The following is a 21,119-nucleotide window of genomic DNA, read 5'->3' as shown; positions in this document are numbered from 1 at the left end:
GGATGCCTGCGCGGGTGCTGTGGCGGGTGTGCCTGCGTCTGGGGATCTCGGTGAGCTGCGGCGCTGTGGGCACTCTGACGAGTCGGAGGAGGCTCTCGCAGGTGACCCTGTGGATGCCCACGCGAACACCGCGGCGGATGCCCCAGCCCCGAGGCGTCACAGCGAGTTGCGGAGCCGCTGGCACTCCGTGCTTCGGGTGTTGTCCGCGCGGGACAGCGTGGCCGGCGTCGTGCGCGGGCGGGCCGTTCGGCTGCTGCTGGACGACGGGGAGCTGGCGCAGAACGAGGCCGCCGTGCTCATGGGGCTCGTGCTGTCGCCGGGGACGGCGCCCGGTGACGCGGCCGCGTGGATCGAGGGATTCGTCGGGGGCGGCTCCGGGGGCGGGATGCTGCTGGTGCACGACGAACGGCTGCTCGGCCTGGTCGACGCCTGGCTGACCGGCGTGCCGGCGGAGGCGTTCACCGATGTGCTGCCGCTGCTGAGGCGCACCTTCTCGGCGTACGAGCCCGGGGTGCGCAGAACGCTGGGGGAACTGGTCCGGCGGGGCCCCGGGGAACGGGGGAGCGCGGTGGCGGGCGCCGCCGGTGTGGCGGGCTTCGCACCCGACCTCGACGCCCGGCGGGCGGATGCCGTGTTGCCGGTGGTGCGGCTGCTGCTCGGGCCGTCGGAGGCCGGTGACGGGGGCGTCGATCACAACAACCTTGTGGGGGTGGGGACATGACGACGGCGACCGAGTCGGCGGATCCGGCACAGGAGCGGTTGCGGCGGTGGCGGCTCGTGCTCGGGGGCGACGCGGCGGACGGTACCGGCTGCGCGCTCTCCGGGCAGGACGCCGCGATGGACGGGGCGCTCGCCGCGCTCTACGGGAGAGGGGACGGGGGCAAGGACCGGGCAGGGCGGGACCGTTCGGCGGGGCTCGGGGCGTCCGCGCCGTCGGTCGCGCGGTGGCTCGGGGACATCCGGACGTACTTCCCGTCGTCCGTCGTCCAGGTCATGCAACGGGACGCCATCGACCGGCTCGGGCTCTCCGCCCTCCTGCTGGAGCCCGAGATGCTGGAGGCGGTCGAGGCGGACGTCCACCTCGTCGGCACGCTGCTCTCCCTCAACAAGGCGATGCCGGAGACGACGAAGGAGACGGCGAGAACGGTCGTACGCAAGGTCGTCGAGGACCTGGAGAAGCGGCTCGCGACGAGGACCCGGGCCACACTCACCGGGGCGCTGGACCGCAGTGCCCGTATCAACAGGCCGCGCCATCACGACGTCGACTGGAACCGCACGATCGCGGCCAACCTCAAGCACTACCTACCCGAGTACCGCACGATCGTGCCGGAGCGGCTCATCGGCTACGGGCGCGCTTCCCAGTCGGTGAAGAAGGAGGTCGTCCTCTGTATCGACCAGTCGGGATCGATGGCGGCGTCGGTGGTGTACGCGTCGGTGTTCGGGGCGGTGCTGGCGTCCATGCGGTCGATTGACACACGGTTGGTCGTCTTCGACACGGCGGTCGTCGATCTCACCGATCAGCTCGACGATCCGGTGGATGTGCTGTTCGGTACGCAGCTCGGCGGCGGTACGGACATCAACAGGGCGCTCGCGTACTGCCAGTCGCAGATCACCCGGCCTGCCGAGACCGTCGTCGTGCTGATCAGCGACCTCTACGAGGGAGGCATACGCGACGAGATGCTGAAGCGGGTCGCCGCGATGAAGGCGTCCGGGGTGCAGTTCGTGACGCTGCTCGCACTGTCCGACGAGGGGGCACCGGCGTACGACAGGGAGCACGCGGCGGCGCTCGCGGCGCTGGGCGCACCGGCGTTCGCCTGCACGCCAGATCTGTTCCCGGACATCATGGCCGCGGCGATCGAGAAGCGCCCGCTGCCGATACCCGACACCGAGTGAGGCGAGGGCGGCCCCGGTCGGCAAAACGGACATGAGTGCGCATCGGTAACGGGGGGCTTGCGCAACCTCGGGAGGGCCGTGCGAGGATCGGCGCCGCCTCGTCTTGTTCCCCGTCGTCTCGTGGCGCTGTCACCTCATGACGCTGCCGTTTCGCGACGCTCGTCGCCGTATCGCCGCCTGGAGGGTCCCTCCTCTTGAACTGGCCAGCCGCCTTGTCCATGGCCGTACTGCGTCTGACGCGTACGGGGGCGGGGCGGCGCGCGTTGCAAGTGGCGGTGCTGGTGGCCGGGTTGTTCGTGTTCGGGTTCCTCTGCGGGGAGCGGGCGCATGCGGCAGAGGGTGCGCCGTCGGTCCGGGGCGATGTGGTTCGGCCGGTGGCCGAGCAGGCCGGACCGCCGGGAGGTGGTCTCGGTGAGGCCGTGACCGAGGAGTTGGCGGAGGTATCCGCGCCGACGCTGCCTATTCTGCCGCCGCCACCACCGGCACCGGCGCTCCCCGCTTACCCGAGCTTCCGGAACTCCCTGTCCTGCCAGCGTTCCCTGTGCTGCCGACGTTGCCTGCGCTCCCGGCACTCCCCGAACTCCCGGCGCTCCCGGAGATGCCCGAACTTCCGGCACTTCCCGAACTTCCGGAGGTGCCCGAACTTCCGGAGGCGCCGGAAGGTCCGGAGGTGCCGGAAGGTCCGGTGATTCCTGAGCTTCCCGTGCTTCCGGGTGCGCCCGCGTTGCCCACCGTCCCCTCTTCTCCCACCGCTCCCTCTCCTCCAGCCTCCCCCGCCCCGCCCTCATCGCCCGCTTCCCCCTCGCGACCGGACAGGCCTCGGCCGACGTCCGCCGCCGGGACGCATCAGGGCGGCGTTGCCCACGGACCTCGGTTCCTCGGTCGGGCCGAGGGTGTCGTGGACGTCCGTGGTGTGGTGACGTCCGGCGACCGGGGCGGCGTACTCGTCTCGCGGGCGCCTGTGCGTCAGGCGCCCGGTGACATGCCGGACGGGGCGCTCGGTGATCGGGTGGCCGTCGACGCCGGTGGCCCCCGGAATGGTGGGCACGGCGATGCGCATGCCGTCGCGTTGAACCAGCGGGCGCCGGTGTGCAGCGGGCCGGGGGTCGCCCCGGTCGCCGCCGGTGCCGAGGTCAGGGACAGGCACCGGGACATTCCGGTTTCCCCCGCATAGGGCAGATCTCCCCTCCGTTCTGTCGCCGCGCGCGAACGCGAATCCGTCGGGCCGTACGGGCTCAGCCAACCGGTGTCACCGGGTGCGCACACGGAGATCGCTGCGACTGCACGGAGTGTCAGCGGGCGACCGGCCCTGCGTGCACCCGGCCCTGCGTGCGCCCGGCCCTGCGTGCGCACGGCCTCCCGCACCCGGCCCCGCGCATACTGGGCGCCCCGCGCCCGACCTCCGCACACCCGCTGACGTGCGGACCATCCGGACTCCGCCGGGAAAGCCCCCGTACGGCCGAATGCCATCGGTCCGGCCCGGGGCGTGCCCGGCGGACGGCGGTGAGCGGTTCCCATAGGGGAGGGGGCCGCTTGCCGGAGGACCGTCAAAGCCGTTGGCGGGCCTTCCCGAGGCCTCACCGGGCCTACCCCAGCCCGGTGAGGCCTCACCTTTGCACCCCAATGCACCGCAAACGTGCCTTGGAGGGGCCCTCGCACGGGGCGATCGGCGGCCGTGAGTGGCACTCTGTGACAGGTATCACCGCTCAGGTGTGATTCCTGATTTAGGGACCAGCGGCGAGCGGCGATAACCTGCGAGACGGACATGCCGCGCGCTCGGACATCGTGTGCGCCACCCTTGTGACACAGCGGACGTCACGTTGCCCTTCGCGGCACGCCCACGCATCCAACGAACCGCGAGATCACTGATAGGGACGGACGCGCGTGGACCTGTTCGAGTACCAGGCGAGGGACCTCTTCGCCAAGCACGGTGTACCGGTGCTGGCCGGTGAAGTCATCGACACGCCTGAGGCGGCGCGCGCGGCGACCGAGCGCCTGGGCGGCAAGTCCGTCGTCAAGGCGCAGGTGAAGGTCGGTGGGCGAGGCAAGGCCGGCGGCGTGAAGCTCGCCGCCACCCCGGACGAGGCCGTCGCCCGCGCGACGGACATCCTCGGCATGGACATCAAGGGCCACACGGTCCACAAGGTGATGATCGCCGAGACCGCTCCGGAGATCCTGGAGGAGTACTACGTCTCCTTCCTCCTCGACCGCACCAACCGCACCTTCCTCTCCATCGCGTCCGTCGAGGGCGGCATGGAGATCGAGGAGGTGGCGGTCGAGCGCCCCGAGGCCGTCGCCAAGACCCCGATCGACGCCAACGAGGGTGTGACCCCCGAGAAGGCGCGCGAGATCGTCGAGGCCGCGAAGTTCCCGGCCGAGGTCGCCGGCAAGATCGCCGACATCCTCGTCACCCTGTGGAAGACGTTCATCGAGGAGGACGCCCTTCTCGTCGAGGTCAACCCGCTGGCCAAGGTCGCCTCCGGTGACGTCCTCGCCCTCGACGGCAAGGTCTCGCTGGACGAGAACGCGGACTTCCGCCACCCCGACCACGAGGAGCTCGTCGACCACGCGGCCGCGAACCCCCTTGAGGCCGCGGCCAAGGAGAAGAACCTCAACTACGTCAAACTCGACGGTGAGGTCGGCATCATCGGCAACGGTGCGGGTCTCGTCATGAGCACCCTCGACGTGGTCGCGTACGCCGGTGAGGCGCACGGTGGGGTCAAGCCCGCCAACTTCCTCGACATCGGCGGTGGCGCCTCCGCCGCCGTCATGGCGAACGGCCTGGAGATCATCCTCGGCGACCCGGACGTCAAGTCCGTGTTCGTCAACGTCTTCGGCGGCATCACCGCGTGCGACGAGGTCGCCAACGGCATCGTGCAGGCGCTGCAGCTGCTCGCGGACAGGGGCGAGGAAGTCACCAAGCCCCTCGTCGTCCGCCTCGACGGCAACAACGCCGAGCTGGGTCGCAAGATCCTCTCCGACGCCAACCACCCGCTGGTCCAGCGCGTGGACACCATGGACGGCGCGGCCGACAAGGCCGCCGAGCTCGCGGCTGCGAAGTAAGGGACGAGGGACTAAACAGCCATGGCTATTTTCCTCAACAAGGACTCCAGGGTCATCGTCCAGGGCATGACCGGTGCCACGGGCATGAAGCACACCAAGCTCATGCTGGCCGACGGCTCGAACATCGTCGGTGGCGTGAACCCGCGCAAGGCCGGTACGTCGGTCGACTTCGACGGCACCGAGATCCCGGTCTTCGGCACGGTCGCCGAGGCGATGGAGAAGACGGGCGCGAACGTATCGGTCCTCTTCGTACCGCCGGCCTTCGCCAGGGCCGCCGTGGTCGAGGCGATCGACGCGGAGATCCCCCTCGCGGTCGTCATCACCGAGGGCATCGCCGTCCACGACTCGGCCGCGTTCTACGCGTACGCCGTGTCGCAGGGCAGCAAGACCCGGATCATCGGCCCGAACTGCCCCGGTCTCATCACCCCGGGTCAGTCGAACGCCGGCATCATTCCGGGCGACATCACGAAGCCGGGCCGTATCGGTCTGGTCTCGAAGTCCGGCACGCTGACGTACCAGATGATGTACGAGCTGCGTGACATCGGCTTCTCGTCGGCGGTGGGTATCGGTGGCGACCCCGTCATCGGTACGACGCACATCGACGCGCTCGCCGCGTTCGAGGCCGACCCCGACACCGACCTGATCGTGATGATCGGTGAGATCGGTGGCGACGCGGAGGAGCGTGCCGCGGACTTCATCGCGAAGAACGTGACGAAGCCGGTCGTCGGTTACGTCGCTGGCTTCACCGCGCCCGAGGGCAAGACGATGGGCCACGCCGGTGCCATCGTCTCCGGCTCGTCGGGTACGGCCGCCGCGAAGAAGGAAGCGCTTGAGGCCGCCGGTGTCAAGGTCGGCAAGACGCCGACGGAGACGGCGAAGCTTGCGCGCGAGATTCTCGCCGGCTGAGCTGGTTGGCAGAACCTCGGTGGGCCCGTTCCCTTTGTGGGGGCGGGCCCACTGGCGTTGGTGCGGGTGAGCGCCGCCGCTCACCTCGCCTCCGGCGTCACCCTCTCCGGGCCGTTCGCTGCCGCGCCCTGCAGCCTCGTCCGAAGGGCCAGCTTGCTCCGAGACAACGCCCCCGGTGCCGCGTGAGGTGGTACCCCCTGCACGGTCGTCCCCGGGGCCACCGGGGGCTCGTACCGGGTGGGGGCCGTGTTAAGGGTGAACGTGGTGGCGCCGATCAGGGCGATCGTGAAGGCGATCGCCGCGTGGGTCCAGTTCCGGGCGCGGCGTTCGCCGCCCGCGCGGACCGACGAGGGGTGGGCGGCGCGCAGGCGGGCGTGGGTGGCCAGTCCCGCCAGGCGGGACGAGAGGTGGGCCGGGTCCGCGAGGTCCGGGAGGTGGGCCGCCACCGCCTCGCGCGCGTGGAGCAGACGGTTCGCCGTCGCCGGGGTGCTCGCCTCCGTCTCCGCCGCGGTCTCGGGCAGGCCGAGGCCCACACCGTCGTACAGGAGCAGGGTGCGGCGGTACGGCGGGGGGAGTTGCAGGAGTACGGACAGCAGCGCGCGGTCGGTCCGGTCGGCCGGCGGTGCCTCCGGATGCCGGTGGCGGGGGCGGAAGCGGTGCCAGGGGGAGAGAGCGCACTCGTACGCCGTCGCCCGTACCCACCCCGCCGGGTCCGGGTCCACGGCCACCTCGGGCCAGTGGTGCCAGGCCAGCTGGAACGCCCGTTCGACCGACTCGCGCGCCAACTCCCGCCGCCCGGTGAGGAGATAGGTCTGCCGTACGAGGGCGGGGGCGCAGATCGAGTAGAGCGCGTCGAAGGCATGAGCGGGCGTCAGCGGGGTGGTGGGTGCGTTGGGGGCCAGTTCCCTGGTTTCTTCGGTGCCGGCGCCGGCGCCGGCGCCCGTCAGTGTCGTCGGTGCAGCCGCCAGCAGGCGCGCGTATGTCTGGGCCCTGCGTCCGCGCGGTGCCGCGCGGCCGGTCTCCCACGCGCGTACCGTCTCGCGGCTGACGCCCACCCGTTTCGCGACCTGGGCCTGCGTCAGCGACCGGGACTCGCGCAGGCGTCGGCGTTCGGCGGGCGGGGGCAGCGGGGTGGCGGGGCTCTGCGTCACCGGGTGCCCTTTCGCGCGAAAAAGTACATAAAACGTATATTGAGTGACACGTCGTAAGTTTGCCTGTTACGGCGGAAAAGCGCGTGTCGTTGGGACCATGGCGCTCGTGACCCAGACGACCGACCGCAGGCCTCCCTTTCCGCTACTGCGCACCCGGGTCCGCACCCGGGTCCGCACCCGGGTCCGCGACCGGCTGCGTGACCGGGTGCGGGACCGTTCCCCCGGACTGGGTGCCGGTCTGCTCGGCGGCGCGGTCGCGGCCGGGCTCGGGCTCGGTTCGTTCGCCGTGCTCGTCATGGTGCTGTGGATCAGCTCGCCGTATCCGGACAGCGGACCCGACGGGGCGCTGCACATCGCCGCCGCGCTCTGGCTGCTCGCCCACGGGGTCGAGCTCGTCCGTGTGGACGGCCTGTCCGGCGCCCCCGCCCCCGTCGGCGTCACCCCCCTCCTGCTGCTCGCGCTCCCGGCCTGGCTCCTGCACCGCGCCGCCCGCGACGCGACGGAGGGCCCGGAGGACGAGGGGGCGGCGGAGGACGCGCCCCCCGTCCCCGCCCGTACCGCCTGGCTCGGCGTCGTCGCCGGATATCTGACCGTCGGCGGGGGTGTCGCTCTGTACGCGGCCGGGGGCGGGCTGCGCCCCGACTGGACGTGGACGGCCGTATGCGTGCCGCTGCTCGCCATGGCCGCGGCGGGCGCCGGGGTGTGGACGGCGTACGGCCGCCCGGGCGGGCCCCTGCCGGCCCGGGCGCTGTATCTGTTGCCCAGGTGGGTGCGCCGGCGCGTCCTGGACCCGGGTGCCCGTGGCCGCGCCCTGGCCGCCGGGCGGGCCGCCGGGGCCGGTACCGCCGTGTTCGTCGGGGGCGGGGCGCTGCTCGTCGCGGTGTCGCTGGTGGGACACGGCGGGATTGCCCGGGCCTCCTTCCTCCAGTTGACGGAGGCGTGGTCGGGCCGGATCGCCGTGCTGCTGCTCTGCCTGGCGCTGATCCCCAACGCGGCGCTGTGGGGAGCGGCCTATGCCCTCGGCCCGGGTTTCGCGCTCGGCGCGGACCATGTCACGGGCCCGCTGGCCTCCGACCCGGCCCCGCTGCTGCCGCCCTTCCCACTGCTGGCGGCGGTCCCGGACGCCGGCCCGGGCACCCCGCTGACCTGGGCGGTCGCCGCCGTACCGGTGGCGGCCGGGCTGACGGTGGCCTGGTTCACGGCGCGGGCGGCAGGCCCCGCGGAAGGAAGAACACCCTGGTCGGGCGGGCGTACCGCCGCGAACGCGGCCCTTGCCGCCACCCTGTGCGCGGGTGCGCTGGCCGTGCTGGCCGCGCTGGCGGGCGGACCGCTCGGCAACCACGCGCTCGCCCACGTCGGGCCTGTGTGGTGGCAGACGGGGGCGGCGACGCTGGCGTGGACGGCGGCCGTCGCCGTACCGACGGCCCTGGGGCTGCGCGCCTGGCGGCTGCGGAAGCCGCCGAAGGACACCGGAACGCTGACGTTGACGCCCCCGGGAGTGCCCGACGGGGCGAAGAAGCCGCACGGGACCACGGCCGGAGACACGTACGAGGCGAGCGACCCGTACGAGGCGGAGGCCGCCTACGACTTCCTGCCCACCGACCTGCCGTCGCCCTCACTCTCGCCCTGGTACGACACCGCGTCCCGCGAGGCCCGCTGGGCGGCGCTCAAGGAGGCGTCGGCCACGCGGCCACCGGAGCCCGAAGAACCGCGACCGGAGCCGGAGCCGTGACCGGGTCTAGTTGTTCGTGCCGAACACACCCCGGAGTTCCTCGGGGAGCAGGTTGTTGCAGTCCTTCTTCGCGGTGGTCGTGAGCGCGTCGTTCGTGCATGTGTAGTAGTCGCGGTAGACGAACTGGAGACTGAACGTCGCGGCGACCATGGCCAGCGCCAGGGATGCCGTGACCAGGCCGCTGATCGCGGACGTCGTCTGCGGCCGACTTCCGCCCCCCGTGCCCTGCGAGGGTGCCGGGGTGTCCGGGTTCGGGGTGCGGGGCTTGGCGCGCAGGGCGCTGATGCCCCAGTGCAGGGCGAGCGCGCCGAGCAGCAGCGCGACGTACGGCCAGCTGAAGAGGGCGAAGAAGAAGGCCCACATGCCGCACAGCAGTGCGTACCGCGCATGGCGCTGGGCCGGGTCCGTCGGGTCCCAGCGCGGGTTGGTGCCCGGTCCGTCGCCCGGTCCCCCGGGGCCGCCCTGTCCGCCGGACCTGCCGGAGCGATCGCCGAAGACGCCCGGAGTGCGGCCGGGCTGCCGGTCGCTCCACTGGCTGCCCCAGGGGGAGCGGCCGCCGTCGTCGGACGAGTCGTCGTCAGCCGGGCGCCGGGGCTGCCAGGGCTTGTCCGGTGTGCCCTCCGGCGGCGGGGCGAACGGGTTGTCGTCCTGGGCCGCACTCTCCTGCCCGTCGCCGTTCTTCTTGCCCGAGGTCGCGTCGGGCGGCGACGCGGGGCTCTCCCGCAGCAGCACCGACTGCGGGGTGAGCGTGAGGAGTCGCAGGCTGCGGTCGGACATCAAGTGAGCGTCTTCCCCTTGTTGATCACGGCTGGTGGTCCGTGGCTGTCGATTACGGCTGTTCCGGCGTGAGCCGTCACCCCGTGAACGCGCCGTACGACGACGGCGTTCCCGGACGGGCTCCTCCCAGACGCTACCTTCCGGCCACGCCCCCGTCCCGTGGGGGCTGTCCGGTGTGCCGGTATCGTTGCTGGCGGTCGGCCGCTTCGTAGACTTCCCCGTATCCCGGGGCGCGAAGCATTCGTACGACCGTACAAACGCTCCCCCGAGAAAGGGCCCCGCCGTGGCCGAGTCCCAGGCCGCCAAGCGCCTTGTCGTGTTGGTCTCCGGATCCGGTACCAATCTTCAGGCGCTCCTCGACACCATCGCGGCCACCGGCGCCGAGGCCTACGGGGCCGAGATCGTCGCCGTCGGGGCCGACCGTGACGGCATCGAGGGGCTCGCGCGCGCGGAACGGGCCGGGCTGCCCACCTTCGTGTGCCGGGTGAAGGACCACGGCACCCGGGCGGAGTGGGACGCGGCGCTCGCCGGTGCGGTGGCCGCCCACGAACCCGATCTGGTCGTCTCCGCCGGGTTCATGAAGATCGTGGGCAAGGAGTTCCTGGCCCTGTTCGGCGGGCGGTTCGTCAACACGCATCCCGCCCTGCTGCCCAGTTTTCCCGGAGCCCACGGCGTTCGCGACGCGCTCGCGTACGGCGCCCGGGTCACCGGCTGCACCGTCCACTTCGTCGACGACGGCGTCGACACCGGACCGATCATCGCTCAGGGCGTGGTGGAGATCCGGGACGAGGACGACGAGAGCGCTCTGCACGAGCGCATCAAGGAAGTCGAGCGAAGGCTGCTCGTCGATGTCGTGGGGCGGCTCGCCCGCAACGGCTATCGCATTGAGGGACGAAAGGTAGTTATCCAGTGACCGCCGACATCACTGTCACGGCCGAGAGCAACAAGCGGGTCATCCGACGGGCGCTCGTCAGCGTCTACGACAAGACCGGCCTGGAAGAGCTGGCCCGTGGCCTGCACGAGGCGGGCGTGGAGCTGGTCTCGACCGGGTCGACGGCCGGGCGCATCGCCGCCGCCGGTGTCCCCGTCACCAAGGTCGAGGAGCTCACCGGCTTCCCCGAGTGCCTGGACGGCCGGGTCAAGACCCTGCACCCCAGGGTGCACGCGGGCATCCTCGCCGACCTGCGCCTGGAGGACCACCGCAGCCAGCTCGCCGAACTGGGTGTCGAGCCCTTCGACCTGGTCGTCGTCAACCTCTACCCCTTCCGTGAGACGGTCGCCTCCGGCGCCTCGCCCGACGAGTGCGTGGAGCAGATCGACATCGGCGGCCCGTCGATGGTGCGCGCGGCCGCCAAGAACCACCCGTCGGTGGCCGTGGTCACCAGCCCGGCGCGGTACGCCGACGTGCTGAGCGCCGTGCAGACCGGCGGCTTCGACCTCGTCACCCGCAAGCGCCTCGCGGCGGAGGCCTTCCAGCACACGGCCGCGTACGACGTGGCCGTGGCCTCCTGGTTCGCCTCTTCCTACGCCCCCGTGGACGAGTCGCAGTTCCCGGACTTCCTCGGCGCCACCTGGGAGCGCGAGAACACCCTCCGCTACGGCGAGAACCCGCACCAGCCCGCCGCCCTGTACGTCGACACTGCATCTATCAGCGGCTCCGCCGCGGGCGGTGACGGTCTCGCCAGGGCCGAGCAGCTGCACGGCAAGGAGATGTCGTACAACAACTACACGGACACGGACGCCGCGCGCCGTGCCGCGTACGACCACTCCGAGCCCTGTGTCGCGATCATCAAGCACGCCAACCCCTGCGGCATCGCGATCGGCGCGGACGTCGCCGAGGCGCACCGCAAGGCACACGCGTGTGACCCGCTGTCGGCCTTCGGCGGTGTGATCGCGGTCAACCGTCCGGTCTCCAAGGAGCTGGCCGAGCAGGTCGCCGAGATCTTCACCGAGGTCATCGTCGCGCCCGGCTACGAGGACGGCGCCCTCGAAGCCCTCGCCACGAAGAAGAACATCCGCGTCCTGAAGGCCCCGGCCGCGCCCTCCCACCCCGCCGAGGTCAAGCCCATCGACGGCGGCGCGCTCCTCCAGGTGACGGACCGTCTCCAGGCGGACGGCGACGATCCGGCCAACTGGACCCTGGCGACGGGCGAGGCGCTGTCCGCGTCCGAGCTCGCGGAACTCGCCTTCGCCTGGAAGGCGTGCCGGGCCGTCAAGTCCAACGCCATCCTCCTCGCCAAGGACGGCGCCTCCGTCGGCGTCGGCATGGGCCAGGTCAACCGCGTCGACTCGGCGAAGCTCGCGGTCGAGCGGGCGGGGGAGGAGCGGGCGCGCGGCGCGTACGCGGCCTCGGACGCGTTCTTCCCGTTCCCCGACGGGCTGGAGATCCTGACGGCCGCCGGCGTCAGGGCCGTGGTGCAGCCCGGCGGTTCGATGCGGGACGAGCTGGTCGTGGAGGCGGCGAAGAAGGCGGGCGTCACGATGTACTTCACGGGGACGCGGCACTTCTTCCACTGAGTCCGGCCGAACTGCGCGTGGCCTCCGGTCCTCCCCCGAGGGGGCCGGAGGCCACGGTCGTCCTAGGTGGTGACGCGGTAGGCGCTGACCCACGGGCCGATGTTGCCGTAGCCGGTGTCGTCGATGGTGATCGACCACCCGGTGCAGTCGGCGTGTTCCCACAGCTCCACCCTGACCGCGGTGTTCTCGGTGCGGGCGGACCGGACCTTGTCGTTCCAGTTGTCGCCGACGTAGGTGCACGACCCGGTGGATCCGGAGAACCACCTTTCCAGACCAGAGAAGCCCGTCGAGCCGTAGGCGTGCCAGCTCGCGTCCGCCGCCTGACGGGCGGTGCTGGTGGAGGAGCCGGATGACGGGTCAGCGGCGGCGGTGCCGGCGCCGGCCGACAGCAGTCCAACCGCGGCGAGCGCGGCGGCCGCGGCGGTCACCCGCTTGAACGAGACTGCCTTCTTCATGGTGTGTGTCCCTTCGTGAGACCTTCACCCACCCCCGTAGGTGGACGTCCCCACCCTCGTACGGATAGGGAGGGGAGGGGTACCTCGGAACTCTCAGGGTCACTTTCTCCCCGGAGGCGTGTACTCCTTGAGGTAGCGGGCGACGCGCTCGGCGTAGGGCCGGAGCTCCGGGGGAACACCGGCCGCCTCGTTCACCACCTGGTACGACGTCCGGTAGGCCGCCGAGATCAGTACCCTGCGGTCGCCCGGCAGCTTCGGGTCCAGCCGGGGCGCGATCCAGCACAGGTAGCGGCCCATGGCCGGGATGGACTCGGCGGGCGGGAAGGGCGGCTCGGGGACGGTCTCACCGGGGGTGCCGTCCTCGTGCATCCACCAGCGCAGCACGCTCGGCGTCCAACGGGCGATGCCGTACTCGTCCTTGGCCGGGTCCGCGAGGTCCGGGTCGAAGTTGCTCTCGGCCTTCAGCATGGCCGCGATGAGGGACGGGGTGACACCGGGTTGGTCGCAGTCGTGCGCCGTCTCGACGATCAGCAGCCGGTAGGCGGGCGGTACGCCCTTGTCGGTACGGAGATCCGTGGCGCCGTGCGAGGCGGCCGCCACCGCGGTCGTCCCGCCGGTGGCCCTGGCGTTGCCGGCCCGGTCGTCGTCCGCCCACGGGGTGAGCAGGTAGCCGAGCGCGGCGACGGCTACCACGGCGGTCGCCGCGCTCGCGATCAGCGGTGTGCGGCCGTGTCCGCGGCGCAGGGAACGGGGGAGGAGCCGGGACGGGAAGCGGGCCAGGAGTCCGGCACCTGTCCCCGTCCCCGCCGCCGCCTCCACCCTCCGCAACAGCGCCTCGCCGTCGATCCGTTCCTCGTGCGTACGGGTCAGACAGTCCCGCACGATCTCCCGCCAGGCGTCCGGGAGTCCGGGGGAGAGACGGATTTCGTCGGTGCCCCGGGCGTAGGCGGCCGCCGCGTCGCGGCGCGTCGTCGGGGTGCCGCCGGGCAGCGGGAAGGCCCCGGTGAGGACCAGGTGGGCCATCACACCGAAGGCCCAGACGTCGGCCGACGGACGGATGCGGCGGCCCCGTTCGCCGATCTCCGCCCACAGGAGTTCCGGGGGCGTGTAGTCGGGGGTGGAGAAGGCGGGCGTGTACGCGTGCGTGCCCTCCAGCTCCGCGGCCATGTTGAAGTCGGCCAGCCGCACCGAACCGTCCTTCATCAGCAGCACGTTGGCCGGTTTCAGGTCCCCGTGCACCCATCCCGCCCGGTGCAGCTGGACCAGCCCCTCGCAGATCTGCGCGAGGAGGGCCGGCCCCCGGGGCGGTGGCGGGCTCGGGGCGCGGCCCAGGAGGGACGCCAGGGACTCCTCCGCCCTCTCCAGTACGAGGACCACGGCGCCGTCCAGGTCCGGGTGGGCGGGGTCGTCCACGGTCAGCGTCTCGTACATGCGGATCAGCCGGGGGCGCTTCAGCCTGCGGTGCAACTTCAGCTCGCGGTCGGCCAGTTCGCGCAGGTGGGCGAGGTGACGGGGGGTGCCGGTGCCCGTGGGCAGGAACTTGAGGGCGGCGGTGCGGGGAAGGTCCCCGCGCACGCCACCGCTGAGGATCTCGCCCTGTTCGTCCTGTCCCGCGCCGATGCGCCGGGCCTCGTACACGCTGCCGAACGCCCCGGTCGCGATCGGCTCCCGCACCTCCCAGGCACCCACCCGGTACCCCTTGGGCACCGTCACCGCGTACGCCTCCGGCATCACCGCTCCACCGGGCCCGGCGCTCTGGTGAGCACGGTCAGGTCGTCCTCTCGTACGAGGTCGAAGCGGAGCGCCAGCGATACCAGGGACTCCTTCTTGCCGTTGAGGCGCGGGCCCGTGTCCGCCTCGTCGGGGCCGGGCTTGAGGCGCAGCTTGACGGCCAGGTAGTCGATGTTCCACTGCACCGAAGTGCGGGACGCGGCGGGCCAGCTGGGGCGCAGCCGGTCGACGACCTGGTCGACGGTCGGCGGCGGCGCGTGCGGGGCGCCGCGCAGGCGGGGCTCGCAGAGGGCGGCGAGGACCGCGAAGTAGCGCTTCGTGCGGTCGACGGAGAAGGCGGGGGCCGTCGTCGCGCCGGTCGGACCGCCGGACGGGTCGCGGTAGTCGTGGCGCGGTGCCCACACCTCGATCGGCAGCAGGTCACCGGCCGCCGGAAGCACGATCCGGGAGAACTCGAAGGGGACCGGCGCGTCCAGGCGCCCCGGGCCCACCTTGATGTGCTCGCCCGCGCCCTCCGGGTTCTCCACGACGTACGTCTGGGACCCGCTGTGGTTGCTGAGTATCCAGAAGGCGCCCTGCGCGGTGATCTCACCGGCGGCGCGGGAGACACCCTCGTGCGGGATCTCCAGGTCGTTGTCGGTCGCGGACCGGCCGAACGTGAGCCGTTCGCCGGGCGCGAGCCGGAAGCGGGTGTCTCGTCGCTCGTCCTCCGTGGTCGGCGGAGGTACCACGATGATGCTGTACAAGGTGCGTCTCCCCAGGCCTCGCAGCTACCGAAGTCAGAGTAGGGCGACGCACCAGGGCCGTGTCTCCCCTTGCGCGGGGTGACACGGCCCTTGAGGGTGAATGGCGTGAACTGGCCGACGACAGCTGTCTGCCGACGCCTGCCGCTGCCTGCTAGTGGGCCGCCGGGTACTTCGACCGGTTGAACCAGGCGGCGCCCTCGGACTTGCCCACGAACACCGCGACGAGCACCGCGAGCACGGTGTGCACCAGGCCGATGACGATGAACGGGTAGATGCCGAGGACGGCGGTGATGATCGCGAACACCATCGTGGTGATCCGGATGCCGTTGCCGCCGCTGCCGAACTTCGCGCCCAGGAAGATCGCGAAGACGCCCCAGGCGAGGACCACCAGGGTCATGGCCCACAGGGCGCCGGACGAGTAGTCGGCGAGCTGCTGGAAGTCGACGTTGTTCGCCAGCTCCTCGTCGTTCTTCGCGGCGCTGATCGCGACGGCGGACAGCGCGATGAGGATCGCGCCGATCACCTGGAGGCCGGCGATGACGAAGAGCATCACGCGGGCGGCCTTCACATTGCCCGGCATCGTGAGCGGGCCGCCCGGGTAGCCGCCGTAGCCCGGCTGGCCGTATCCCTGCTGGCCGAGCGGCGGGGCCGCCGGGTAGCCGTAGCCGGGCTGCTGGGGCTGCTGCTGGGGGTAACCGTAGCCGGGCGCCGGCTGCTGGGGCGGGCCGTAGGGGTTGTTCGGGTCGCCGAAACTCATGGCGGGTTTTCCTCCGTGTATGCGTCAGGTGCGGGGACGACGCGAGGCACCGAACGGAGGTGGGTGTTACAGATGCGGTTCGCCCCCCGGCCCTGCCCGCGGCACTGTGCGACTCATCGTTCTCCAGGCCGCTCGCCCTTGTCCAGACGCATCCTGCAGGTGTTGTGCAAGTGCAACATCCGCGATCATGCACATATGTCGGTGGGGCACCCGGATTGGAACCCGGAGGCGGTCATCCGCGAGTATGGGGGCATGACCGCCCAGATTCTCGATGGCAAGGCCACCGCAGCCGCGATCAAATCCGATCTGACCGCCCGCGTGGCGGCGCTGAAGGAGAAGGGCCTCACACCCGGCCTCGGCACGATTCTCGTCGGGGACGACCCCGGCAGCCAGAAGTACGTCGCCGGCAAGCACCGCGACTGCGCGCAGGTCGGCATCGCCTCCATCCAGCGCGAACTGCCCGCCACGGCCATGCAGGAGGAGATCGAGGCGGCGGTCCGCGAGCTGAACGAGGACCCCGCCTGCACCGGTTACATCGTCCAGCTGCCCCTCCCCAAGGGCATCGACGAGAACCGCATCCTCGAACTGATGGACCCCGACAAGGACGCCGACGGCCTCCACCCGATGAACCTCGGCCGCCTCGTCCTGAACGAGCCGGCCCCCCTCCCCTGCACTCCCAACGGCATCCTCACCCTCCTCCGCCGCCATGGCGTGGAGATCAAGGGCGCGGAGGTCGTGGTCGTCGGCCGCGGTGTCACCATCGGCCGCCCGATGCCGCTGCTGCTCACCCGGCGCAGCGAGAACGCGACGGTGACGCAGTGCCACACGGGTACGCGTGATCTGGCCGCCCACCTCCGCCGCGCCGACATCATCGTCGCCGCAGCGGGCTCCGCCCATCTGGTCCGCCCCGAGGACGTGAAGCCGGGCGCCGCCGTCCTCGACGTCGGTGTCTCGCGCAACGCCGAGGGCAGGATCGTGGGCGACGTCCACCCGGGCGTCGCCGAGGTCGCCGCCTGGATCTCCCCGAACCCCGGCGGAGTCGGCCCGATGACCCGCGCCCAGCTGCTCGTCAACGTGGTCGAGGCGGCGGAGCGCAGTGTCGTCTGACGCGGAGGACAGGCGGGCGGAGCCCGAGCCCGGGACCGAGTCCGGCGAGGTGCCCGAGCCCACGGCCGTGGATCCCGTCAGCGCGCCGGACGCCCAGGGGCGCCCCCGGCGTACGACGCGTCGTTTCCCCCTCTTCACGCGGGACACCGCGCGACCCGAGGGAGGCGGCCGGGCGGCTTCCGGGGACGCGCCGGCGCCCGCTCGGCAGTGGCCGATCCTTGTTGTGCTGGGCGCGGTCGGGCTCGGACTGCTGCTGACCGCGCTCGACGTGTTCCGGTACGGGACGCTGCTGATCGGGGCCGCGCTGCTGGCCGGTGCGGTGCTGCGCTGGGTGGTGCCCGACGTCGGCATGCTCGCCGTCCGGTCCCGGTTCACGGACATGGTCACGTACACGGTGCTGGGCACGGCCATCGTGCTGCTGTCGATGATGGCGCAGCCGAAGCCGTGGCTGGAGATCCCGTTCCTGGACGACACGCTGCAATACACGATCCGCAGCGGCGGTGAGTAGGGCCGGGGCAGGCGAACAGGGCGGGGGCTCCGGGATACGGGCCGGACTTTGTCCCGGTGGGAACCGATCCGCCGTCTGACGTCGTCAAACGCCTCGGACCGGCCGAAGACGTCGAGGAGGACGCGCGATGAGCGCCTGGCAGCCGCTGCCGGACGATCTGCCGCCGGAGGTGCGGCACTTCGTGGAGCAGGTGCGGCTCCTCAAGGACCGCACCGGGCTCAGCCTGGCCGCACTCGGCGCGCGCACCGCGTACAGCAAGTCCTCCTGGCAGCGGTACCTCAACGCGACCCAGCCGCCGCCCCGGCAGGCGATAGCCGCCCTGTGCCGGGTCGCGGGCCTGACCTCGACGGACGCCGAACGCTTCGGCGTCCGCTGGGAGCTGGCGGTTCGGGCCTGGCCCCGGCCACCGGCCCCGGTGCCGGACCCGCCGCAGCAGGACGGGGTGGGCAGCGGGGTGTACGAGGAGGAGGTGCCCACTCTTCCGTGGTGGCTGGAGTCCGAGTCCGCCAGGGATCTTGAGGCTGCCGGGGACCCGTCACGGCGGGTGCTGCTCGTGGCCGTACTCCTCGTGGTGGTGCTCGTGTTTCTCACGGTGGTCGGCGCTGTCGTTTTTGGTTGATGCCGTTGAGAGAATGTGACATCCACGTGTCCGGTGTGACCTTTCTTGTGGTTTCTGTGTGGCGATGTGTCGATAAGTTCGAGGATTTGCAACCAGGGCGCAACGCACTGGGGTTAATGTGAGCAATCGGGACGGTCCGGGGCGTCCCGTGCACCATCCAGGCGTTCGGCCGGCCGGGAGGGCTGTCGGTGGAACACTGGACCGCAAGCCGGGAGCGTGCAACGGTGCACCTCCAGGCAGGACAATGTTCCCGTGCGCCCCCACCCCGGGAACCGAGATCCTGAACGGGCGCATCCGTGTGGGTAGCCAGGACGGGACTCGGCCAAGGGATCCACGGCAGTACGCACGGGAGAAAAGCCAGCACGACCGGGGGGAATGAGGGGGGTAGCAATGCCTCGTTGGAGGGCCTTGCCGGATGAACTCGATCCGCAGGTCAAGGAGTTCGCGAGCCAGCTGCGCAGGCTCGTGGACCGCAGCGGCCTGAACATCGCGGCGGTGGCCGACCGCACGGGCTACAGCAAGACGTCCTGGGAGCGTTATCTCAACGGCCGGCTCCTCGCGCCCAAGGGCGCGATCGTCGCCCTGGCCGAGGTCACCAACACCAATCCCGTCCATCTGACGACGATGTGGGAGCTGGCCGAGCGCGCCTGGAGCCGTTCGGAGATGCGGCACGACATGACCATGGAGGCGATCCGGATCTCCCAGGCGCGCGCCGCGCTGGGGGAGTTCGGGGCGCCTGCCGCCGAAACGAGGAACGGGAGCGGCAAGAACGGGCGGGCCGCCCGGAGCGCGACGGTGACTCCGGGAATCGCGGGACCCGCGGGCGTCTCACCGACCGTGCCGCCGCAGCCGACGGCCCCGGAGACCCGGGACGCGGCGGGCGACGTACGGGCGGGGGCGGTCCGGGGCGGTGGTTCCGGCGCCTCGGTGAGTTCCGCGAGTTCGGCGAGTTCCGTATCGGCCGAGGGAAATTCTTGGGGCATGGCCGGATATCAGGGCCCGGCGGCGAGGGGCGGCGCCGGGGGGCGCGGCGCCCTGCCCTCGGACCCGGCCGGACCTTCCGGGGCATCGAGGGGGCCCGGACATCCGGGCGCGGCGGCCTGGACTCCCGGTACGCCCGTGTCGGCGCCCGGCGGTCCGCCGGAGGACGCCCGGCCGGGCGGTATCGGCGGTTCGCGGCGCAAGCGGCGGCTCACGATGTTCCTCGCGGGTGTGGTGGGGGCGTCGGTCGTGGTCGCGGCGGCCCTGATCTTCACCAACCGGGGCGATGACACGCCGGAGGCCAGGCCGAGCGTGTCCCCGGCCACCTCGGCCGGCACCGACCCCGACCTGCCGGTCGGTGTGGAGTGCAGCGGCGACGCGTGCACCGGCCAGGACCCGGAGAACATGGGTTGCGGCGGCGAGTTGGCGCAGACCGCCAACAGCGTCACCGTCGGCACCACGCTCGTCGAGGTCCGCTACAGCAAGACCTGCCAGGCGGCGTGGGCCCGCATCACCCAGGCGGTCCCGGGTGACCAGGTCGACGTCTCCGCCTCCGGCGGGGCGAAGCAGACCGGGGCGGTCGACACGGACACCGACGCGTACACGCCGATGGTGGCCGTCAAGGACGCGGGCGATGCGACGGCGTGCGTCACGCTCCAGGCGACCGGCGAGAAGGGCTGCACGCAGTAGGACGCAGGGCCACGGCGCTTCCCCTCGTACGGAATCGCGGCATTTTCGTACGAGGGGAACGCCCGGCCCGCTTCTGGGCAGGCGATGAAGTGCCCCATGGGATTCCGCGTGGTCGGTCCCCGCTCGGCGGCCGCTCGTCACTCCTCTCCCGGACGGGCGGCCGCCGCTCGTGACGGCCCGGAGTACGGCTCTGTGGGGTGGGCCACACGGACCCGGACGCCCGGGATCCCGGATGCGCGATAGCCTGACGGCTGGATCTCTCTTGACGCCAAGAGATCGATCATCCGAACCGGGGCAGCGACGCCCCACCGCCAGCTGTCATACGGAGAACGCCATGACCCGCACTCCCGTGAACGTCACCGTCACCGGCGCGGCCGGCCAGATCGGTTACGCCCTGCTCTTCCGCATCGCCTCCGGCCAGTTGCTCGGCGCGGACGTGCCGGTCAGGCTCCGCCTCCTGGAGATCACCCCCGCGCTCAAGGCCGCCGAGGGCACCGCGATGGAGCTGGACGACTGCGCCTTCCCGCTGCTCCAGGGCATCGACATCACGGACGACCCGAACGTGGCCTTCGACGGCGCGAACGTCGGCCTGCTGGTCGGCGCCCGCCCGCGTACCAAGGGCATGGAGCGCGGTGACCTCCTGGAGGCCAACGGCGGCATCTTCAAGCCCCAGGGCAAGGCCATCAACGACAACGCCGCGGACGACATCAAGGTCCTGGTCGTCGGCAACCCGGCCAACACCAACGCGCTGATCGCCCAGGCCGCCGCTCCGGACGTACCGGCCGAGCGCTTCACCGCGATGACCCGACTGGACCACAACCGCGCGCTGACGCAGCTGGCGAAGAAGACGGGCTCCACGGTCGCCGACATCAAGCGCCTGACGATCTGGGGCAACCACTCGGCCACCCAGTACCCCGACATCTTCCACGCCACGGTCGGCGGCAAGAACGCCGCCGAGGTGGTGAGCGACGAGAAGTGGCTCGCGGACGACTTCATCCCGACCGTCGCCAAGCGCGGCGCCGCGATCATCGAGGCCCGTGGCGCGTCCTCGGCGGCCTCCGCCGCCAACGCCGCCATCGACCACGTGTACACGTGGGTCAACGGCACGGCGGACGGCGACTGGGCCTCCATGGGCATCCCGTCCGACGGCTCGTACGGCGTCCCGGAGGGCCTCATCTCCTCCTTCCCGGTCACCACGAAGGACGGCGTGTACGAGATCGTCCAGGGCCTGGACATCAACGACTTCTCCCGCGCCCGCATCGACGCTTCGGTGCAGGAGCTGGCGGAGGAGCGCGAGGCGGTCCGCGCGCTCGGCCTCATCTAGTCACAGCCGTTCCGCTCCGGGCCCCGTTCCGCTTCGGCCGGACGGGGCCCGGGTGCGTCCGGCTCCGCCTCCGTGAGCACGGCCGTCGGCCCTGACAATCCGCTGTCCCCGGATCAGTCCGTCCCTCTATACTGATGGGCTGTCAACTGGCCCTCTGGTAAG

19 protein-coding genes are annotated in these 21,119 nt (G+C 71.7%); 12 read left to right on the top strand and 7 right to left on the bottom strand.

Annotated features, from left to right (window positions below; genetic code table 11):
- The coding region (locus RB628_RS05675) for a DUF5682 family protein (protein WP_318319167.1) at positions 1 to 721 on the top strand (721 nt) is incomplete at its 5' end.
- Complete coding sequence (locus RB628_RS05670; protein WP_318319166.1) at positions 718 to 1,893, top strand: VWA domain-containing protein; 1,176 nt, start codon at positions 718 to 720, stop codon at positions 1,891 to 1,893. The genes RB628_RS05675 and RB628_RS05670, both read left to right, overlap by 4 nt.
- 784 nt (positions 1,894 to 2,677) lie before the next feature.
- On the opposite strand, the gene RB628_RS05665 is transcribed toward RB628_RS05670, so the two are convergent.
- Complete coding sequence (locus RB628_RS05665; protein ID WP_318319165.1) at positions 2,678 to 3,040, bottom strand: hypothetical protein; 363 nt, start codon at positions 3,038 to 3,040, stop codon at positions 2,678 to 2,680.
- Between the two features lie 737 nt (positions 3,041 to 3,777).
- On the opposite strand from RB628_RS05665, the gene sucC reads away from it, so the two are divergent.
- On the top strand, positions 3,778 to 4,956 hold the full coding sequence (gene sucC / locus RB628_RS05660) for an ADP-forming succinate--CoA ligase subunit beta (protein WP_318319164.1): 1,179 nt from the start codon (positions 3,778 to 3,780) through the stop codon (positions 4,954 to 4,956).
- A 21-nt stretch (positions 4,957 to 4,977) separates the two neighbouring features.
- Positions 4,978 to 5,862 (top strand): succinate--CoA ligase subunit alpha, encoded by an 885-nt coding sequence (gene sucD / locus RB628_RS05655; protein ID WP_318319162.1) that lies wholly within the window; start codon positions 4,978 to 4,980, stop codon positions 5,860 to 5,862.
- Positions 5,863 to 5,942: 80 nt separating this feature from the next.
- Here the strand turns inward: sucD and RB628_RS05650 are convergent, their stop codons facing one another.
- On the bottom strand, positions 5,943 to 7,013 hold the full coding sequence (locus tag RB628_RS05650) for a helix-turn-helix domain-containing protein (protein ID WP_318319161.1): 1,071 nt from the start codon (positions 7,011 to 7,013) through the stop codon (positions 5,943 to 5,945).
- Positions 7,014 to 7,110: 97 nt separating this feature from the next.
- Between RB628_RS05650 and RB628_RS05645 the strand changes: the two genes are divergently transcribed.
- On the top strand, positions 7,111 to 8,745 hold the full coding sequence (locus RB628_RS05645; protein ID WP_318319160.1) for a DUF6350 family protein: 1,635 nt from the start codon (positions 7,111 to 7,113) through the stop codon (positions 8,743 to 8,745).
- A 6-nt stretch (positions 8,746 to 8,751) separates the two neighbouring features.
- On the opposite strand, the gene RB628_RS05640 is transcribed toward RB628_RS05645, so the two are convergent.
- Positions 8,752 to 9,522 (bottom strand): hypothetical protein, encoded by a 771-nt coding sequence (locus tag RB628_RS05640; protein ID WP_318319159.1) that lies wholly within the window; start codon positions 9,520 to 9,522, stop codon positions 8,752 to 8,754.
- 283 nt (positions 9,523 to 9,805) lie between these two features.
- Between RB628_RS05640 and purN the strand changes: the two genes are divergently transcribed.
- Positions 9,806 to 10,435, top strand: coding sequence for a phosphoribosylglycinamide formyltransferase (gene purN, locus RB628_RS05635; protein WP_318319158.1), 630 nt, complete (start codon positions 9,806 to 9,808; stop codon positions 10,433 to 10,435).
- A gap of 8 nt (positions 10,436 to 10,443) precedes the next feature.
- A complete protein-coding gene (purH, locus tag RB628_RS05630; RefSeq protein WP_412180600.1) occupies positions 10,444 to 12,039 on the top strand; it encodes a bifunctional phosphoribosylaminoimidazolecarboxamide formyltransferase/IMP cyclohydrolase in 1,596 nt (531 codons plus the stop codon).
- Positions 12,040 to 12,101: 62 nt separating this feature from the next.
- On the opposite strand, the gene RB628_RS05625 is transcribed toward purH, so the two are convergent.
- From RB628_RS05625 to RB628_RS05610, 4 genes are all read right to left on the bottom strand, one after another.
- Positions 12,102 to 12,494, bottom strand: coding sequence for a peptidase inhibitor family I36 protein (locus tag RB628_RS05625; RefSeq protein WP_318319156.1), 393 nt, complete (start codon positions 12,492 to 12,494; stop codon positions 12,102 to 12,104).
- A gap of 99 nt (positions 12,495 to 12,593) precedes the next feature.
- Positions 12,594 to 14,225 (bottom strand): protein kinase domain-containing protein, encoded by a 1,632-nt coding sequence (locus RB628_RS05620; protein ID WP_318319155.1) that lies wholly within the window; start codon positions 14,223 to 14,225, stop codon positions 12,594 to 12,596.
- Positions 14,225 to 14,971 (bottom strand): FHA domain-containing protein, encoded by a 747-nt coding sequence (locus RB628_RS05615; RefSeq protein ID WP_318319154.1) that lies wholly within the window; start codon positions 14,969 to 14,971, stop codon positions 14,225 to 14,227. The genes RB628_RS05620 and RB628_RS05615 overlap by 1 nt, the downstream gene beginning before the upstream one ends.
- 151 nt (positions 14,972 to 15,122) lie before the next feature.
- Positions 15,123 to 15,728 carry a hypothetical protein gene (locus RB628_RS05610; RefSeq protein WP_318319153.1) on the bottom strand — a complete coding sequence of 202 codons (606 nt, stop codon included), beginning with the start codon at positions 15,726 to 15,728 and terminating at the stop codon, positions 15,123 to 15,125.
- Between the two features lie 252 nt (positions 15,729 to 15,980).
- On the opposite strand from RB628_RS05610, the gene RB628_RS05605 reads away from it, so the two are divergent.
- From RB628_RS05605 to RB628_RS05585, 5 genes are all read left to right on the top strand, one after another.
- Complete coding sequence (locus tag RB628_RS05605) at positions 15,981 to 16,835, top strand: bifunctional methylenetetrahydrofolate dehydrogenase/methenyltetrahydrofolate cyclohydrolase (protein WP_318319152.1); 855 nt, start codon at positions 15,981 to 15,983, stop codon at positions 16,833 to 16,835.
- A gap of 49 nt (positions 16,836 to 16,884) precedes the next feature.
- The gene (locus RB628_RS05600) at positions 16,885 to 17,343 is read left to right on the top strand and encodes a DUF3017 domain-containing protein (protein WP_318319235.1); all 459 of its coding nucleotides are present in this window, start codon (positions 16,885 to 16,887) and stop codon (positions 17,341 to 17,343) included.
- 127 nt (positions 17,344 to 17,470) lie between these two features.
- On the top strand, positions 17,471 to 17,962 hold the full coding sequence (locus RB628_RS05595; RefSeq protein WP_318319151.1) for a helix-turn-helix transcriptional regulator: 492 nt from the start codon (positions 17,471 to 17,473) through the stop codon (positions 17,960 to 17,962).
- A gap of 390 nt (positions 17,963 to 18,352) precedes the next feature.
- On the top strand, positions 18,353 to 19,633 hold the full coding sequence (locus RB628_RS05590) for an XRE family transcriptional regulator (RefSeq protein ID WP_412180595.1): 1,281 nt from the start codon (positions 18,353 to 18,355) through the stop codon (positions 19,631 to 19,633).
- A 334-nt stretch (positions 19,634 to 19,967) separates the two neighbouring features.
- Positions 19,968 to 20,957, top strand: a complete 990-nt coding sequence (locus RB628_RS05585) for a malate dehydrogenase (protein WP_318319149.1) — start codon at positions 19,968 to 19,970, stop codon at positions 20,955 to 20,957.
- Positions 20,958 to 21,119: the final 162 nt, after the last annotated feature.

The sequence above is a fragment of the Streptomyces sp. ADMS genome (assembly GCF_033441795.1).
GTDB lineage: Bacteria > Actinomycetota > Actinomycetes > Streptomycetales > Streptomycetaceae > Streptomyces.
Note: the sequence above shows the minus strand (reverse complement) of the source record. Positions and strands in the feature narration are given on the sequence as shown.